This window comes from Streptomyces sp. NPDC058662 (assembly GCF_042716255.1).
Taxonomy (GTDB): Bacteria; Actinomycetota; Actinomycetes; order Streptomycetales; family Streptomycetaceae; genus Streptomyces.
This window is the reverse complement of the sequence record NZ_JBHXRU010000035.1, coordinates 1-15,584: the sequence shown is the minus strand read 5'-3', so window position 1 is coordinate 15,584 and position 15,584 is coordinate 1. Positions and strand designations below refer to the sequence as shown.

The following is a 15,584-nucleotide window of genomic DNA, read 5'->3' as shown; positions in this document are numbered from 1 at the left end:
GGCGCCCCGAAGGGCACCGGCGTGCCGTCGTCCAGCAGCACACTGCCGCTGCGGGTCCGGGAGTCGTACGTGTACGCGGTCGCCTGCATACCGGCACTGTATCGGGCGGTGTGACGGCCCACACCGAGGGCGAGCGCGGTCCGCAGGTCGGCTCCCGTGTCCACGTCCCGCCGCACGCTGTCGACGCCCCGCAGGCCTATTTCCACCGCGCCCGACGCCGAATGCCGGACCCGGGACGGGCCGCCGAACGCGGGGGCCAATTCCATACCCGGGGCCGCGGAAAGCAAGGTCGTCCCGATTCCGGCCGCATCCGCCAGAAATGCCCTGGGAAATACCGAGGCGTTTTCGAGCACGCGTAGCAATTCGAGTGGCCGCAGCGCGGGCAGATCGGCGTTCAGCGCGGCCACCGCCGCACCGGGCCGGCCCGTGCGGACCTCCCGCGCGCCGTGGGCCAGCGCGGCGTTGAGCCCCGCGCCCGGTCGGTCCGCGACGATCCGTGCGCCGAGCCGGGCCAGTTCCCCGCCGGCCGGGGCGTCGTCCGTGACGACCACCACATCGGCGACCGCCGGACAGGCCAGCGCCGCCGTCACGGTGTCCTGCGCGAAGGCCAGCGCGAGCCCCGGACGGGAGGCGCCCACGGCCGCCGCGAGACGGCTCTTGGCCGACGCCAGGGGCTTGAGCGGGACCACCAGACTCCAGACGGCGTTCGTGGCCGGCCCCTTCCCTGCGGTGCGCTCCGGCACGGTCCTGGGCCATGGTCGGGTCATGGCCGGGTCATGTGTCGGCCCATTGTCGCTCCCGGCCGGGCGGCCCGGGAGTCCGGTGCCGCGAGCGGGGCGTACGGTGTTCTCGACAGAGGCCGGGCCTGGGGCGACACTTGTCCGGCGGACGGGGCGCCCAGGCCGCGCAACGGTCCTAGAGGAAGGTGTCCGAGTGTCCCGCCGCAGAATCGGCTTCTGGTACCGCCTGGCGGCGGCCATCGCGAAACCGCCGCTGGTAGTGCTCTTCAAGCGGGACTGGCGGGGAATGGAGCACATTCCGGCTGAGGGCGGATTTATCACCGCTGTCAATCACAACTCGTATCTGGACCCGCTCTCCTACGCGCACTTCCAGTACAACACCGGCCGCGTGCCGCGATTGCTCGCCAAGGCGGGCCTCTTCCAGGTGCCTTTCGTCGGGGCGATCCTGCGCGGATCGGGGCAGATCCCCGTCTACCGGGAGAGCACCAACGCCCTGGACGCATTCCGGGCCGCGGTGGACGCGATCGACCGCGGCGAATGCGTGGCCTTTTACCCGGAAGGCACCCTGACCCGTGATCCGGACATGTGGCCGATGGCCGGGAAGACCGGCGCCGCCCGTGTCGCCCTGATCACGCGGGCGCCCGTCATCCCGGTGGCCCAGTGGGGCGCGAACCTCGCCATGCCGCCGTACGCGCGGGAGAGGAAGCTGCGGCTCTTCCCGCGCAAGACCCTCCGGGTGCTCGCCGGACCGCCCGTGGACCTCTCCGCCTTCTACGACCGGGAACCCACCCCGGACGTGCTCAAGGAGGCGACGGAGGCCATCATGGCGGCCATCACCGGGCTCCTGGAGGAGGTGCGGGGCGAAACCGCGCCCGCGCAGCCGTACGACCATCGCAAGGCCAGGGCGGAACAGCGGCGCAGGGCCGCGGGGGAGGGCAAGAAGTGACACGTCCCGTGAAGGCAGCCGTCTACGGAACCGGCTCCTGGGGCACGGCCTTCGGCATCGTGCTCGCCGACGCCGGCTGCGACGTGACCCTGTGGGGCCGCCGCCAGGAGCTGGTCGACGCCGTCAACGACGGCCGGACCAACCCCGACTACCTGCCCGGCGTCGAACTGCCGGAGAACCTCCGCGCCACCACCGACCCGGCCCTCGCCGCGCGCGGCGCCGACTTCACCGTGCTCGCCGTCCCCTCGCAGACACTGCGCGGCAACCTCGCCGAGTGGGCCCCGCTGCTGGCCGCCGACACCGTCCTCGTGTCCCTGATGAAGGGCATCGAACTCGGCACCGCCAAGCGGATGAGCGAGGTCATCGAGGAGGTGGCCAAGGTCCCCGGGGAGCGCGTCGCCGTCGTCACCGGACCCAACCTGGCCCGCGAGATCGCGGCCCGCCAGCCGGCCGCCTCCGTGGTCGCCTGCGTGGACGAGGACGTGGCCCGGCGCCTGCAGGCCGCCTGCCACACCCCCTCCTTCCGCCCCTACACCAACACCGACGTGGTCGGTTGCGAGCTGGGCGGAGCCGTCAAGAACGTCATCGGCCTGGCCGTCGGCATCGCGGACGGCATGGGGCTCGGCGACAACACCAAGGGCTCGCTCATCACCCGCGGCCTCGCCGAAACGACCCGTCTGGGCCTGGCGATGGGCGCCGACGCGCTCACCTTCTCCGGCCTCGCGGGCCTCGGCGACCTGGTCGCCACCTGCTCCTCGCCGCTCTCCAGGAACCACACCTTCGGCACCAACCTGGGCCGCGGGATGACCCTGGAGGAGACCATCGCGGTCACCAAGCAGACCGCCGAGGGCGTCAAGTCCTGCCAGTCCGTGGCCGATCTGGCGCGCCGGTACGGCGTCGACATGCCGATCACCGACACGGTTGTCGACATCGTCCACCACGGCAAGCCGACCCTGGTGGCGCTCAAGGAACTGATGGGGCGCAGCGCCAAACCGGAACGCCACTGACTCCGTTCCGGACGCGTGAGCGGGTACTCTCGTGGCGATATGAGCAGCGAGAACCTCCCCCAGACCCCTGAGCAGCAGGGCCGCAAGCCCCGCGTAGCCGTCGTGTTCGGCGGCCGCAGCTCGGAACACGCCATCTCGGTCGTCACCGCGGGCGCCGTGCTGCGCTCCATCGACCGGTCCATGTACGAGGTGCTGCCCATCGGCATCACCACGGACGGCCGGTGGGCGCTGACCGCCGACGAGCCCGCCCGGATGGCCATCACGGACGGCAGGCTCCCCGACGTCGACGACCTCGCGGAGTCCGAGGACGGCGCCGTCGTGCTCTCCGTCGACCCCGCCCACCGCGAGGTCCTCTACACCGAGCCGGGCGCCGTGCCCAAGGCGCTGGGCGAGGTCGACGTCGTCTTCCCCGTACTGCACGGCCCCTACGGCGAGGACGGCACCCTGCAGGGCCTGCTGGAGCTCTCCGGCGTCCCGTACGTCGGCTCGGGCGTCCTCGCCTCGGCCGTCGGCCAGGACAAGGACTACATGAAGCGGGTGTTCACCTCCTTCGGGCTGCGCGTCGGCCCGTACGTGACCATCCGCCCCCGCGAGTGGGAGGCCGACCGGTCCGCCGCCGAGGCGAAGATCATGGACTTCGCCGCCGAGCACGGCTGGCCGCTGTTCATCAAGCCCGCCCGGGCCGGCTCCTCGATCGGCATCACCAAGGTCGACGACGCCTCCGGCCTGGACGCCGCGATCCGCGAGGCGCGCCGGCACGACCCGAAGATCATCGTGGAGGCGCTGCTGCGCGGCCGCGAGATCGAGTGCGGGGTGCTGGAGTTCGAGGACGGCCCGCGCGCGAGCGCGCCCGCCGAGATCCCGCCGGTCTCCAGCCACGACTTCTACGACTTCGAGGCCAAGTACATCGACGCCGCCTCCGGGATCGTGCCCGCCCCGCTCACCCCGGAGCAGACCGCCGAGGTGCAGCGGCTCGCGATCGAGGCCTACGAGGCCGCCTCCTGCGAGGGCCTGGTGCGCGCCGACTTCTTCCTCACCGAGGACGGCACCTTCGTCATCAACGAGATCAACACGATGCCGGGCTTCACGCCGATCTCCATGTACCCGCGCATGTGGCAGGAGTCGGGCATCGAGTACCCGGAACTGGTGGACCTGCTGATCCGGGCCGCCCTGCGCCGCTCCACCGGGCTGCGCTAGGTCGTCCCTCCCCGCGAGCACGGCCGACCGCCCGCCGGGATTCCCGGCGGGCGGTCGGTGTGCGGTGGGGCGGGCGGCGGCGCCGACGGGCCCCGGTGGGAACCCGTTCGCGGGGCCCTCAGTACGGGGAGATGCCCTCGGGCACGGTCTCGGCGATCGCGGCGGACAGCCCGACCAGCATGCCCGCGTCGGTCGCGTGCTCCTTGTCGACCCGGACCTCCGTGTACGCCTTGCGCAGCCCGGTGGTGAACCGGAACCCGCCGCCGGCGCCGGCGGGCAGTTTCTCCAGCAGCCAGGCCACGTCGTCCACCTGGACCCCCTCCTGCTCCGGATCCGCCATCTCGGGGGGCTTGGGGATACCGCACCGCAGTACGATCGCCGAGCCGCCCCACGCGGCGGTCAGGGGTGACTCCGGTTCGGTGGCGGTCCGCTCCAGGCCGGCCACCGTCGCCGGGAGCTTGCCGTGCAGTGCTGCACAGAGCTCCGCGACGGCGGCGGGCGGCGTGGGCGGCGGGTCCACCCGGGCCCGGGAACCCTCCGGGGAGCAGGCGGGGAGGGCCAGCAGCACCGGTACGGCGGGCAGGGCCAGGAGACGCAGGGGCCGGCGGTGGAAGGACATCACCGGCCAAGACTAGACGGGGGCTACAGATGGACCACCGGGCAGGTCAAGGTGCGGGTGATCCCCTCCACCTGCTGGACCTTGGCGACGACCATGCGGCCGAGCTCGTCGACAGTGTCGGCCTGGGCGCGCACGATCACGTCGTACGGCCCCGTCACGTCCTCGGCCTGAATCACTCCCGGGATCTGCCCGATGGACTCGGCGACGAACGACGCCTTGCCCACCTCGGTCTGGATGAGGATGTACGCCTGTACCACGGAACCTCCAGGGCGGCCACGAGGATCATTTCCCCTAACCTTCGGATGGGCCCTGGGAGATCAGGTGGGCCCGGGGAAGAAGGGACGCCACGGTACCGCGTCGTCGAGCGCCGCGGGGAGACCCGCGGGCCCGGCGCCACGCACGGCGGGGCGTACGGAGAGCAGAAGTTGACGTATCTGTTGACGGTACCCAGAGCTGTGACGGCTCGCGACCGCAAGCGGACTGGGCAAGAAGGGGCACAGCGATGAAGGGCACTGTGGGCGAGCTGGGGGAGTTCGGGCTCATCAGGGAGCTCACCTCACGGCTCACCACCACCCCGGCGGTCCGGCTCGGGCCGGGCGACGACGCCGCGGTGGTGTCGGCCCCCGACCGGCGGGTCGTGGCGAGCACCGACATCCTGCTGGAGGGCAGGCACTTCCGGCGCGACTGGTCCACGGCCTACGACGTCGGCCGCAAGGCCGCCGCGCAGAACCTCGCCGACATCGCCGCCATGGGCGCGGTGCCGACCGCGCTGCTGCTCGGCCTCGTGGTCCCGGCCGAACTGCCGGTCACCTGGCCCACCGAGCTGATGGACGGCATCCGCGACGAGTGCCAGGTCGCGGGAGCGGCCGTCGTCGGCGGCGACGTCGTGCGGGGGGACACCATCACGGTCGCCATCACCGCCCTGGGCGACCTGCGCAACCACGAGCCCGTCCTGCGCTCCGGCGCCCAGCCCGGCGACGTCGTGGCCGTCACCGGCTGGCTGGGCTGGTCCGCGGCCGGGTTCGCCGTGCTCTCGCGCGGCTTCCGCTCCCCGCGGGCCTTCGTCGAGGCGCACCGCCGCCCCGAGCCGCCGTACCACGCGGGCCCCGCGGCCGCGGGCCTGGGCGCCACCGCCATGACGGACGTCAGCGACGGCCTGATCGCCGACCTCGGGCACATCGCCGAGGCCAGCAAGGTACGGATCGACCTGCGCTCCTCGGCCGTGGACATCCCGACCCAGATGCACGACATCGGGCAGGCCGTCGGCGTGGACCCGCTGCAGTGGGTGCTCACCGGGGGAGAGGACCACGCGATCGTGGCCACCTTCCCGCCCGACGTGAAGCTTCCGGCCCGCTGGAAGGTCATCGGCGAGGTGCTGAACCGCTCCGCCCTGCCCCAGGTCACCGTGGACGGCGCGCCCTGGACCAGCACCGGCGGCTGGGACCACTTCGGGGCCGATCCGGCCGCCGAGGAGGGCGTGCGGTGAGCGGCGCCCCGCCGCTGTGCCTGACCGTCGCCGGATCCGACTCCGGCGGCGGCGCCGGCATCCAGGCCGACCTCAAGACCATGCTGGCCCTCGGGGTCCACGGCATGAGCGTGGTGACGGCCGTGACCGCCCAGAACTCCCTGGGGGTGCGGGGGGCCTGGGAGCTGCCCGCGGAGGCCGTCACGGCCCAGTACCGGGCCGTGGTGGACGACATCGGCGTGGGGGCGGTGAAGACCGGGATGCTGTCCTCGGCCGTGCTGGTGGAGACGGTGGCGGCCCTGCTGGCCGGGACCGCGGCCCCGGTGGTCGTGGACCCCGTCGGCGTCTCCAAGCACGGCGACGCGCTGCTCGCCGCCTCCGCCCTGGACGCCGTACGCCGGGAGCTGCTGCCGCGGGCCACGGTCGCCACTCCGAACCTGGACGAGGTGGAGCAGCTCACCGGCCTGGTGGTGGAGACCGAGGACGACATGCGCAGGGCCGCCGGAGCCGTCCTCGGCCACGGGCCGACCTGGGCGCTGATCAAGGGCGGTCACCTGGCCGCGCACGGCGGGCAAGCGGTCGACCTGCTCACCGACGGGTCCCGGGAGCACTGGCTGCGCGCCCCGCGCCACGACCGCCGGCACACGCACGGCACGGGCTGCACCCTGGCCAGTGCCGTCGCGGCGGGGCTGGCGAAGGGCCTGGAGGTCCCCGAGGCCGTCACGGCCGCGAAGGAGTACGTCACCGGGGCCATCGTCGCCGGCTTCCCGCTCGGCGCGGGCATCGGCCCGGTGGATCACGCCTGGCGGTGGCGCTGAGCGCCGTACCCCGCCCCAGCCGCGGCAGCGGAACCGGGGCGGGGGAAGGCAAAAGGCCGGTTCACCAGAGGTGAACCGGCCTTCTTGGCAACCGGAAAGGGCTGCGCTACGACGAAAGGCGTCAGCGCGAGACCTTGCCGGCCTTGATGCACGAGGTGCAGGCGTTGAGGCGCTTCGGCGTCCCATTGACCACGGCACGGACGCGCTGGATGTTCGGGTTCCAGCGACGCGAGGTGCGGCGGTGCGAGTGGGAGATGCTGTTGCCGAAGCTCGGCCCCTTGGCGCAAACGTCGCAGTTGGCAGCCACAGGTCACTCCAAAGACTTCAGATGCACTTACAGTGAAATCCGGCGCACCGGATCAGAGATCTGAAGTGGTTTGCCGGGGGAATGGCCCGACTCTCATCGGGCAACCGGAGCAGCATACAACGCCTGCGCCGGTCCAAGAAAACTACCACGGCTGCCGCCGCCCCCGCCCCGCGGTCCCGGCCCCCCGGCGGCCCTTCGTTACCCTGCGGTGAACCCTGGCCCGCACAAGGAGGAACGCCCGGTGCCGCACGAGCCCCAGCCGCAGCCCCCTGACGAGCTCGACGCCGACGCGGTGCGCACCTGGAGCTCGCTGGCCGTGGCCGCGCTGGGCCGGGCCCGCGAGGACATCGACGCGATCAACGTCTACCCCGTCGCCGACGCGGACACCGGCACCAACCTCCTCCTCACCGCCGAATCCGCGGACCGCGCCCTGGAGGAGGCCTTCGAGGACACGGACCGCGGCACGAAGGGTATGACGGACGCCACAGCCGCCACCTCCCTGGCCACGGCCGTACGGGCCTACGCGCACGGAGCGCTCACCGGGGCCCGGGGCAACTCCGGGACGATCCTGGCGCAGCTGCTGCGCGGGGTCGCCGACGTACTCGCCGACGAGCCCGGGGCGCGCGGCCCGGGCCGGCTGCTGTCCCAGGCACTGACCCGGGCCGCCGAATCGGCCTACGAGGCCGTCGCGCACCCGGTGGAGGGCACCATGCTCACCGTCGCCACCGCCGCGGCCCGGGCCGGCGCCGCCGCGGAGGCCGCCGCGGGCACCGCCGCGGATGTGGCCCGGGCCGCCTACGACGGCGCCCGCACCGCGCTGGCCGAGACCCCGGGGCAGCTGGCCGAGCTGGGCCGGGCGGGGGTCGTCGACGCCGGCGGCTGCGGGCTGGTCGCCGTACTCGGGGCCCTGTGGCAGGCCCTGTCCGGCCAGGCGCCGGCCGACGAACCGGTCCTCGGCCGGGCGGTGCCCGTACCCGTACCGCCGGAACCCTGCGCGCGGGAGCACGAGGGGCCTGCGTACGAGGTGGTCTACCTGCTGGAGGCCACCGGGGCGGCGGTCGGCGAACTGCGCGCCCGCCTCGACGGGCTCGGCGACTCCCTCGTCGTGGTCGGCGGCGACGGCCTGTGGAACGTCCACGTCCACGTCGACGACCCCGGCGCGGCCGTGGAGGCCGGCGTCGTCGCCGGGCGGCCCTACCGGATACGCATCACGCACTTCGGCGACGAACGACGGCGCGCCCGGGGCGAGCGCGCCCAGCGGGCCGTGGTCGCCGTGGTCCCGGGCGAGGGACTGGCCGAACTGTGCGCCGAGGCCGGCGCGACCCCCGTGCTCGCGCGCCCCGGCGAGCCCCCGGCCGCCGCCGAACTGCTCGACGCGGTCCGGCGCGCGCACGCCCGCGAGGTCGTGCTCCTGCAGGGCGGCGCCGACATGCGCGCCGCGGCGGCCGCCGCGGCCGAACAGGCCCGGGCCGAGGGGGTACGGGTGGCCGTCGTGCCCACCCGGTCCGCGGTCCAGGCCCTGGCCGCCCTCGCCGTGCACGACCCGGACGGCAGCTTCGACGAGGACGTGGTCGCCATGACCGCGGCCGCCGGCGCCACCCGGTACGGCGAACTCGCCGTGGCCGAGCGGCAGTCCTTCACCTCGGCCGGCATCTGCCAGGCAGGCGACGTGCTCGGGCTCATCGACGGCGACGTCGCCGTGATCGCCCCGGGCCTGCCCGAGACCGCCGAGGCCGTCCTGGACCGGATGCTCGGCTCCGGCGGCGAACTGGTCACCCTGGTCCTGGGCCCCGACGTGCCGGACGCCCTGGCCGAACGCCTGGAGGCGTACGTCCAGCACGGGCACCTGGCCGTGGACACGGTCACCTACCGGGGCGGGCGCTACTCGGCGCCGCTCCTCATCGGGGTCGAGTGATCGGGGCCGAGTAGCGGCACGCGGGCGGGCGGTCGGCGGGGTCGCCGGGCGGTCCTGTCGGCGCCATGGTGTGCAATGGAACACGTGCCCGCGCTCGACGAAGACCTCAAGAAGACCCTCGGCCCCGCCACCGCCAAGGTGCTGGCCGAGCAGCTCGGCCTGCACACGGCCCTGGACCTGCTCCACCACTACCCCCGCCGGTACGCGGAGCGCGGCGAACTGACGCCGCTCGCCGAGCTCGCCGACCAGCTCGACGAGCACGTGACGGTGGTCGCGCAGGTGGCCGACGCCCGGATCCTGACCTTCAACGGAGGCCGCGGCAGACGCCTCGAAGTCACCATCACCGACGGCAGCGGCAGGCTCCAGCTCGTCTTCTTCGGCGCGGGCGTCCACAAACCGCACAAGGACCTGCTGCCCGGCACCCGCGCCATGTTCGCGGGCAAGGTCGGCATGTTCAACCGCAAGCTCCAGCTCTCCCACCCGGCCTACGAACCGCTCGGCGCCGACGCCTCCGACCGGGACGCGGCCACCGCCTTCGCGAACCAGCTCATCCCGATCTACCCGGCGTGCGCCAAACTGGAGTCCTGGAAGATCGCCAAGTGCGTGGACGCGGTACTCCCCGCCGTCCCCGAGACCGTGGACCCGCTCCCGCCCGCCCTGCGCGACGGGCGCGGTCTGGTCCCGCTCACCGAGGCCCTGCTGAAGATCCACCGGCCGGGCAGCAAAGCCGATATCGAGGACGCCCGCCTGCGCCTGAAGTGGGACGAGGCCTTCGTCCTCCAGGTCGCGCTGGCCCGCCGTCGCCATGCGGACTCCCAACTCCCCGCCGTGCCCCGCCGCCCCACCCCCGGCGGCCTGCTCGACTCCTTCGACGCCGAGCTGCCCTTCACCCTCACCCGGGGCCAGGAGACCGTCTCGAAGGAGATCTTCGACGACCTGGCCACCAGCCACCCCATGCACCGCCTCCTCCAGGGCGAGGTCGGCTCCGGCAAGACGATGGTCGCCCTGCGGGCCATGCTCGCCGTCGTCGACTCCGGCGGGCAGGCGGCGCTGCTCGCGCCCACCGAGGTCCTCGCGCAGCAGCACCACCGCTCCATCACCGAGATGATGGGCGAGCTGGCCGAGGGCGGCATGCTCGGCGGCTCCGACCGGGGCACCAAGGTGGTGCTGCTCACCGGCTCCATGGGGGTGCCCGCCCGCCGCCGGGCCCTGCTCGACCTGGTCACCGGCGAGGCCGGCATCGTGATCGGCACCCACGCCCTCATCGAGGACAAGGTCAAGTTCCACGACCTGGGCCTGGTCGTCGTCGACGAGCAGCACCGCTTCGGCGTGGAGCAGCGCGACGCCCTCCGGTCGAAGGGCAAGCAGCCCCCGCACCTGCTGGTGATGACCGCGACCCCGATCCCGCGGACGGTCGCGATGACGGTCTTCGGCGACCTGGAGACCTCCGTCCTGGACCAGTTGCCCGCCGGGCGCTCGCCCATCGCCACCCACGTGGTGCCCGCCCAGGACAAGCCCCACTTCCTCACCCGCGCCTGGGAGCGGGTGAGGGAGGAGGTGGACAAGGGCCACCAGGCCTACGTGGTCTGCCCCCGGATCGGCGACGGCGACGACGAGGGCGCCGGGGCCAAGAAGAAGGCGGCCGCGGACGAGGGCGACCGCCGTCCCCCGCTCGCCGTCCTGGAGATCGCCGAGCAGCTCGCCCGCGGCCCCCTCGCCGGGCTGTCCGTCGAGGTGCTGCACGGGCGGATGGACCCGGCCGACAAGGACGACGTGATGCGCCGCTTCACCGCGGGCGAGGTCCAGGTGCTCGTCGCCACCACCGTCATCGAGGTCGGCGTGAACGTCCCCAACTCCACGGTGATGGTGATCATGGACGCGGACCGGTTCGGCGTCTCCCAACTGCACCAGCTGCGCGGCCGCGTCGGCCGCGGCACCGCACCCGGACTGTGCCTGCTGGTCAGCGAGATGCACGAGGCCAGCCCGGCCCGCGCCAGGCTGGCGGCCGTCGCCGCCACCCTCGACGGCTTCGAGCTCTCCCGGATCGACCTGGAGCAGCGCCGCGAGGGCGACGTACTGGGCCAGGCCCAGTCCGGAGTGCGCTCCTCGCTGCGGATGCTCGCCGTCATCGAGGACGAGGAGGTCATCGCCCAGGCCCGGGAGGAGGCCACCCGCGTCGTCGCCGAGGACCCCGCCCTGGAGCGGCTGCCCGGCCTGCGGACCGCGCTGCACGCCCTGCTCGACACCGACCGCGAGCAGTACCTGGAGAAGGGCTGAGCGGCACGACCTATCGTTGGAGGTCCGCGGCGCCGTCGCGGACCTCCCCCACCGTCGTACCGAAGGACCCCAGATGACCCGCGTGATCGCCGGCAGCGCCGGCGGGCGACGGCTGGCCGTGCCCCCGGGCACCGGAACCCGGCCCACCTCGGACCGGATGCGCGAAGGCCTCTTCTCCACCTGGGAGTCGCTGCACGGCGTCGAGGGCTCCCGCGTCCTCGACCTGTACGCCGGCTCGGGCGCCGTCGGCCTGGAGGCCCTCTCCCGGGGCGCGGAGCGGGCCCTGCTGGTCGAGACCGACCCGAAGGCCGCCAAGTCCATCCGCGACAACATCGCGGCGGTGGGTCTGCCCGGCGCGGAATTCCGCCCCGGCAGGGCCGAGCAGATCGCTGCGGCGAAGGCCGGCGGGGACCCGTACGACATCGTCTTCCTGGACCCGCCGTACGCCGTCACCCACGACGATCTTCGGGAGATCCTCCTCACACTCCGGTCCAATGGCTGGCTCACGGACGACGCGCTCGTCACCGTGGAGCGCAGCACCAGGAGCGGCGCCTTCCCGTGGCCCGAGGGGTTCGAGCCGCTCCGGTCGCGGAAGTACGGCGAGGGCACCCTTTGGTACGGTCGCGCCGCCTTCACCAGCGAAGAGTCATGATGTCCGCACCGGAGAGCGAGGGACTTCAGTTGCGCCGCGCCGTCTGTCCGGGGTCGTTCGACCCCATCACCAACGGGCACCTCGACATCATCGGCAGAGCCTCCCGGCTCTACGACGTGGTCCACGTCGCCGTGATGATCAACCAGTCCAAGCAGGGCCTGTTCAGCGTCGAGGAGCGGATCGAGCTGATCCGCGAGGCGACGGCCGACTACGGCAACATCGAGGTCGAGTCCTTCCACGGACTGCTCGTCGACTTCTGCAAGCAGCGGGACATCCCGGCCATCGTCAAGGGCCTGCGCGCCGTCAGCGACTTCGACTACGAGCTCCAGATGGCCCAGATGAACATGGGGCTCTCCGGCGTCGAGACGCTCTTCGTCCCGACCAACCCGACGTACAGCTTCCTGTCCTCCTCGCTGGTCAAGGAGGTCGCGGCCTGGGGCGGCGATGTCGCCCACCTGCTGCCGGCCCCGGTGCACGCCGCGCTGCTGGAACGGCTGCGCGACCGCTGACCCGCTGACGTCCCCTCAGTCGGTGCCCGTCGGCCCGCCCGGTGGCCTTACAGTCGTCCCGTCCGTCTCAGGAACCGCCCGAGGCCGAGAGAGTGCGAGCCCCCATGGACGTGCAGAAGAAGCTCGACGAGATCGTCGCGGCCGTCGGCGGCGCCCGCTCCATGCCCATGTCCGCCTCCTGCGTGATCAACCGCGCCGAGCTGCTCGACCGGCTCGAAGAGGTGCGCCAGGCGCTCCCGGGATCGCTCGCGCAGGCCCAGGAGCTCATCGGCGGCCGCGAGCAGATGGTGGAGGACGCGCGGCGTGAGGCGGAGCGCATCATCGAGTCCGCGCACAACCAGCGCGGTTCGCTGATCTCCGACACCGAGATCGCGCGGCGCTCCCGCGCGGAGGCGGACCGCATCCTGGAGGACGCCCGCAGGGAGGCCGAGGAGATCCGGGCCGAGGCCGACGACTACGTCGACAGCAAGCTCGCGAACTTCGAGGTCGTGCTCACCAAGACCATCGGGTCGGTGGACCGGGGCCGGGAGAAGCTGCTGGGCCGGGGACCGGGTCCGGACGGCCAGGGCTACGGGAACCCCGACTACCTGGAGGCCCCCGAGCGCAGCCACGACCCCGAGACGCAGCGGCAGCAGGCGGACGCGTACGTGGACACCAAGCTGGCGACCTTCGAGGCCGTGCTCGCCAAGACCCTGGAGGCCGTCGGCCGGGGCCGCCAGAAGCTGCTGGGCCGGGTGCCGTCCGACGACCTCGGCGCGCACATGGCGGCCCAGGACGCGGCGGACGGACAGCCCTCCCGCTCGGCGAGCGACGCGGACTTCCTGGCGGGACTGGCCGAGCCCGAGCCGGCCGCCCGGGCCCACGCCCCGGTCCCGGCGCAGCCGTCGTACGAGTCGTACGCGGCCGCCGGCTCCGACCTGGAGGCCTACGCCGCGCAGTACTCCGACCACACCGGCGGCGGCCAGGACCCGTACTCCGGCGCAGGCTATGCCGCGCCGTCCTACGCGGACCCCTACGCCGGCTACCAGCAGCAGCCCGACCCCTACGCCGGCGCGGGCACGGACGGCGCGGGGACGGGGTACGCGGCGCACTACGGCGACAACCCCTCCGACCCGTACGCGGCCTACCAGCAGCCCCAGGCCCAGCAGCAGCCCCAGCAGCAGCCGGGGCTGGACGAGACCAGCTTCTTCGACACGAGCATGATCAACCTGGACCAGCTGCGCCAGTACGAGCAGGGCCGCTAGGCCGCCTCTCTCGCGGTCCGGCCCCGGATTGGGCTCAGGGCGCCGTGCCGGGTATCCTGGCTCTTCGGTCGCGCGTATGCACCGCGGTCCATGCTGCCCTTGTGTGGCGGAATCTTTGATCTTGAGCGATCCGTGAAAGCAGGAACGGCCCTGAATACCCGCCTCGACCACCACGACCCCCTCGTGTTCGACACGCACGAGCTGGGTCGGCGTCCTGGTGCCATGCAGCGGTTGTCCCGCGAGATCCCGGCACCGGCGGACCTCGGTATCGCCGGCGTCATCGGAGTGCCGGAAGGCACCCCGCTCAAGCTCAAGCTCCGCCTCGAATCGGTCATGGAAGGGGTGCTTGTCACAGGCACCGCCCGTGCATCCGCCGAAGGGGAGTGCGTAAGGTGTCTGGAGTCCGTCGAGCGCGAGCTCAAGGCGGACTTCCAGGAGATGTTCTCGTACCCTGACGCCGACGACCGGAGCCGCTCCAAGGCGGAACCGGCCGACGACGCCGAGGACGACGAGGACACGCTCTTTCTAGAGGACGGCTTGTTCGACCTCGAACCCGTGCTGCGCGACGTGGTGGTGCTCGCACTGCCGCTGCAGCCGGTGTGCCGGGAGGACTGTCTCGGACTGTGCCCCGAATGCGGGCTCAGCCTGAACGACGACCCGGACCACCACCATGATGCCGTCGACATCCGTTGGGCGGCATTGCAGGAACTCGTCGTGACCGATCAGGACGACGAGAAGGACAACATGAGCGGCACTGCATCTGACGACGTTCAGAGCGCCGCCGAGAAGCAGGAGAAGTAGCCGTGGCTGTTCCGAAGCGGAAGATGTCGCGCAGCAACACGCGCCACCGCCGGTCGCAGTGGAAGGCTGCGGTCCCCACCCTGGTTTCGTGCGAGCGTTGCCAGGAGCCGAAGCTCCAGCACATTGCGTGCCCGAGCTGCGGCACCTACAACAAGCGCCAGGTCCTAGAGGTCTGAGCGGCCGGTGAGAGGCGCAATGTCTGAGCTGTCCAACGCTGAGAAGCAGGCAGTCAGTAGCAACGCGGCCTCGTCCCACACGCTTCTGGAAGGGCGGCTCGGGTATCAACTCGAGACCGCCCTTCTGGTGCGTGCGCTCACCCACCGCTCGTACGCGTACGAGAACGGCGGTCTGCCCACCAACGAACGGCTGGAGTTCCTCGGGGACTCCGTGCTGGGCCTGGTGGTCACGGACACGCTGTACACGACCCACCCGGATCTCCCCGAAGGCCAGCTGGCCAAGCTTCGGGCCGCGGTGGTCAACTCGCGCGCACTGGCGGAGGTCGGGCGCGGCCTCGGACTCGGCTCCTTCATCCGGCTCGGCCGGGGCGAAGAGGGCACGGGCGGCCGGGACAAGGCCTCCATCCTCGCCGACACCCTTGAAGCGGTGATCGGCGCGGTCTACCTCGACCAGGGCCTCGACGCGGCATCGGAGCTGGTGCACCGGCTCTTCGATCCGCTCATCGAGAAGTCCTCCAACCTCGGGGCCGGCCTGGACTGGAAGACCAGTCTCCAGGAGCTCACGGCTGCCGAAGGTCTTGGCGTACCGGAATACCTGGTCACCGAGACCGGTCCGGACCACGAGAAGACCTTCACCGCTGCCGCCCGCGTCGGTGGTGTCTCGTACGGCACCGGCACCGGCCGCAGCAAGAAGGAAGCGGAACAGCAGGCTGCGGAGTCCGCGTGGCGCGGGATCCGCGCCGCGGCGGACGAGCGGACCGCGGCGCCGGCCGCGGCCGTCGCCGCAGGCACGTCATCGGCTCCGGCCGGCGGCGACGCCGACGCCGGGGCTCCGGCCGAGGACGGCGGGGCGCCGACGCCCGCCGGTCCGACGCCGGGTTCCTGACCCTTCCTTCTGGGTGTCCCCGCCC

16 protein-coding genes and 1 pseudogene are annotated in these 15,584 nt (G+C 72.6%); 13 read left to right on the top strand and 4 right to left on the bottom strand.

Features of this window, described 5'->3' with window-relative positions:
• Nucleotides 1-92: 92 nt before the first annotated feature.
• Nucleotides 93-767, bottom strand: a pseudogene (gene cofC / locus ACFWUQ_RS15255) (2-phospho-L-lactate guanylyltransferase); the annotation flags it as partial.
• Nucleotides 768-933: 166 nt separating this feature from the next.
• Between cofC and ACFWUQ_RS15250 the strand changes: the two are divergent.
• From ACFWUQ_RS15250 to ACFWUQ_RS15240, 3 genes are read left to right on the top strand one after another with little or no spacing between them, the layout of a single operon-like run.
• Nucleotides 934-1,686, top strand: coding sequence for a lysophospholipid acyltransferase family protein (locus ACFWUQ_RS15250; protein WP_384537929.1), 753 nt, complete (start codon nucleotides 934-936; stop codon nucleotides 1,684-1,686).
• Nucleotides 1,683-2,693 carry an NAD(P)H-dependent glycerol-3-phosphate dehydrogenase gene (locus ACFWUQ_RS15245; RefSeq protein ID WP_384537926.1) on the top strand — a complete coding sequence of 337 codons (1,011 nt, stop codon included), beginning with the start codon at nucleotides 1,683-1,685 and terminating at the stop codon, nucleotides 2,691-2,693. The genes ACFWUQ_RS15250 and ACFWUQ_RS15245 overlap by 4 nt, the downstream gene beginning before the upstream one ends.
• Nucleotides 2,694-2,732: 39 nt before the next feature.
• Nucleotides 2,733-3,890 carry a D-alanine--D-alanine ligase family protein gene (locus tag ACFWUQ_RS15240; protein ID WP_384537924.1) on the top strand — a complete coding sequence of 386 codons (1,158 nt, stop codon included), beginning with the start codon at nucleotides 2,733-2,735 and terminating at the stop codon, nucleotides 3,888-3,890.
• A gap of 118 nt (nucleotides 3,891-4,008) precedes the next feature.
• On the opposite strand, the gene ACFWUQ_RS15235 is transcribed toward ACFWUQ_RS15240, so the two are convergent.
• Entirely contained in the window at nucleotides 4,009-4,509 is a 501-nt protein-coding gene (locus ACFWUQ_RS15235; RefSeq protein WP_384537922.1) for a DUF3515 domain-containing protein, read from the bottom strand.
• A 23-nt stretch (nucleotides 4,510-4,532) separates the two neighbouring features.
• Nucleotides 4,533-4,766 carry an Lrp/AsnC family transcriptional regulator gene (locus tag ACFWUQ_RS15230; RefSeq protein ID WP_030028650.1) on the bottom strand — a complete coding sequence of 78 codons (234 nt, stop codon included), beginning with the start codon at nucleotides 4,764-4,766 and terminating at the stop codon, nucleotides 4,533-4,535.
• Between the two features lie 245 nt (nucleotides 4,767-5,011).
• Here ACFWUQ_RS15230 and ACFWUQ_RS15225 point away from each other — a divergent pair, with 245 nt between their 5' ends.
• Both ACFWUQ_RS15225 and thiD read left to right on the top strand, forming a co-directional pair.
• Nucleotides 5,012-5,995, top strand: coding sequence for a thiamine-phosphate kinase (locus ACFWUQ_RS15225; RefSeq protein ID WP_384537919.1), 984 nt, complete (start codon nucleotides 5,012-5,014; stop codon nucleotides 5,993-5,995).
• Complete coding sequence (gene thiD / locus ACFWUQ_RS15220; RefSeq protein ID WP_384537916.1) at nucleotides 5,992-6,792, top strand: bifunctional hydroxymethylpyrimidine kinase/phosphomethylpyrimidine kinase; 801 nt, start codon at nucleotides 5,992-5,994, stop codon at nucleotides 6,790-6,792. Before ACFWUQ_RS15225 ends, thiD begins: the two co-directional genes overlap by 4 nt.
• A 121-nt stretch (nucleotides 6,793-6,913) precedes the next feature.
• Here the strand turns inward: thiD and rpmB are convergent, their stop codons facing one another.
• Nucleotides 6,914-7,099, bottom strand: coding sequence for a 50S ribosomal protein L28 (gene rpmB, locus ACFWUQ_RS15215; RefSeq protein ID WP_073911113.1), 186 nt, complete (start codon nucleotides 7,097-7,099; stop codon nucleotides 6,914-6,916).
• 241 nt (nucleotides 7,100-7,340) lie between these two features.
• Between rpmB and ACFWUQ_RS15210 the strand changes: the two genes are divergently transcribed.
• From ACFWUQ_RS15210 to rnc, 8 genes are all read left to right on the top strand, one after another.
• Nucleotides 7,341-9,014, top strand: coding sequence for a DAK2 domain-containing protein (locus tag ACFWUQ_RS15210; RefSeq protein ID WP_384537914.1), 1,674 nt, complete (start codon nucleotides 7,341-7,343; stop codon nucleotides 9,012-9,014).
• A gap of 75 nt (nucleotides 9,015-9,089) precedes the next feature.
• Nucleotides 9,090-11,291, top strand: coding sequence for an ATP-dependent DNA helicase RecG (recG, locus tag ACFWUQ_RS15205; RefSeq protein WP_384537911.1), 2,202 nt, complete (start codon nucleotides 9,090-9,092; stop codon nucleotides 11,289-11,291).
• A 73-nt stretch (nucleotides 11,292-11,364) separates the two neighbouring features.
• Nucleotides 11,365-11,943, top strand: a complete 579-nt coding sequence (gene rsmD, locus ACFWUQ_RS15200; RefSeq protein WP_384537908.1) for a 16S rRNA (guanine(966)-N(2))-methyltransferase RsmD — start codon at nucleotides 11,365-11,367, stop codon at nucleotides 11,941-11,943.
• Between the two features lie 29 nt (nucleotides 11,944-11,972).
• A complete protein-coding gene (gene coaD, locus ACFWUQ_RS15195; RefSeq protein WP_384538018.1) occupies nucleotides 11,973-12,452 on the top strand; it encodes a pantetheine-phosphate adenylyltransferase in 480 nt (159 codons plus the stop codon).
• A gap of 104 nt (nucleotides 12,453-12,556) precedes the next feature.
• The gene (locus ACFWUQ_RS15190) at nucleotides 12,557-13,696 is read left to right on the top strand and encodes a DivIVA domain-containing protein (RefSeq protein WP_384537905.1); all 1,140 of its coding nucleotides are present in this window, start codon (nucleotides 12,557-12,559) and stop codon (nucleotides 13,694-13,696) included.
• A 90-nt stretch (nucleotides 13,697-13,786) separates the two neighbouring features.
• Entirely contained in the window at nucleotides 13,787-14,497 is a 711-nt protein-coding gene (locus ACFWUQ_RS15185) for a YceD family protein (RefSeq protein WP_384537902.1), read from the top strand.
• A gap of 2 nt (nucleotides 14,498-14,499) precedes the next feature.
• Nucleotides 14,500-14,673, top strand: a complete 174-nt coding sequence (gene rpmF, locus ACFWUQ_RS15180; RefSeq protein ID WP_003965982.1) for a 50S ribosomal protein L32 — start codon at nucleotides 14,500-14,502, stop codon at nucleotides 14,671-14,673.
• Between the two features lie 19 nt (nucleotides 14,674-14,692).
• Nucleotides 14,693-15,559, top strand: a complete 867-nt coding sequence (rnc, locus tag ACFWUQ_RS15175; RefSeq protein WP_384537899.1) for a ribonuclease III — start codon at nucleotides 14,693-14,695, stop codon at nucleotides 15,557-15,559.
• The last annotated feature ends 25 nt before the right edge of the window (nucleotides 15,560-15,584 follow it).

Coding starts and splice junctions, on each gene's coding strand:
- ACFWUQ_RS15240 (WP_384537924.1), top strand. CDS start 2,733: ATGAGCAGCGAGAACCTCCCCCAGACCCCTGAGCAGCAGGGCCGCAAG.
- ACFWUQ_RS15235 (WP_384537922.1), bottom strand. CDS start 4,509: ATGTCCTTCCACCGCCGGCCCCTGCGTCTCCTGGCCCTGCCCGCCGTA.
- ACFWUQ_RS15225 (WP_384537919.1), top strand. CDS start 5,012: ATGAAGGGCACTGTGGGCGAGCTGGGGGAGTTCGGGCTCATCAGGGAG.
- recG (WP_384537911.1), top strand. CDS start 9,090: ATGGAACACGTGCCCGCGCTCGACGAAGACCTCAAGAAGACCCTCGGC.
- rsmD (WP_384537908.1), top strand. CDS start 11,365: ATGACCCGCGTGATCGCCGGCAGCGCCGGCGGGCGACGGCTGGCCGTG.
- ACFWUQ_RS15190 (WP_384537905.1), top strand. CDS start 12,557: ATGGACGTGCAGAAGAAGCTCGACGAGATCGTCGCGGCCGTCGGCGGC.
- ACFWUQ_RS15185 (WP_384537902.1), top strand. CDS start 13,787: ATGCTGCCCTTGTGTGGCGGAATCTTTGATCTTGAGCGATCCGTGAAA.
- rnc (WP_384537899.1), top strand. CDS start 14,693: ATGTCTGAGCTGTCCAACGCTGAGAAGCAGGCAGTCAGTAGCAACGCG.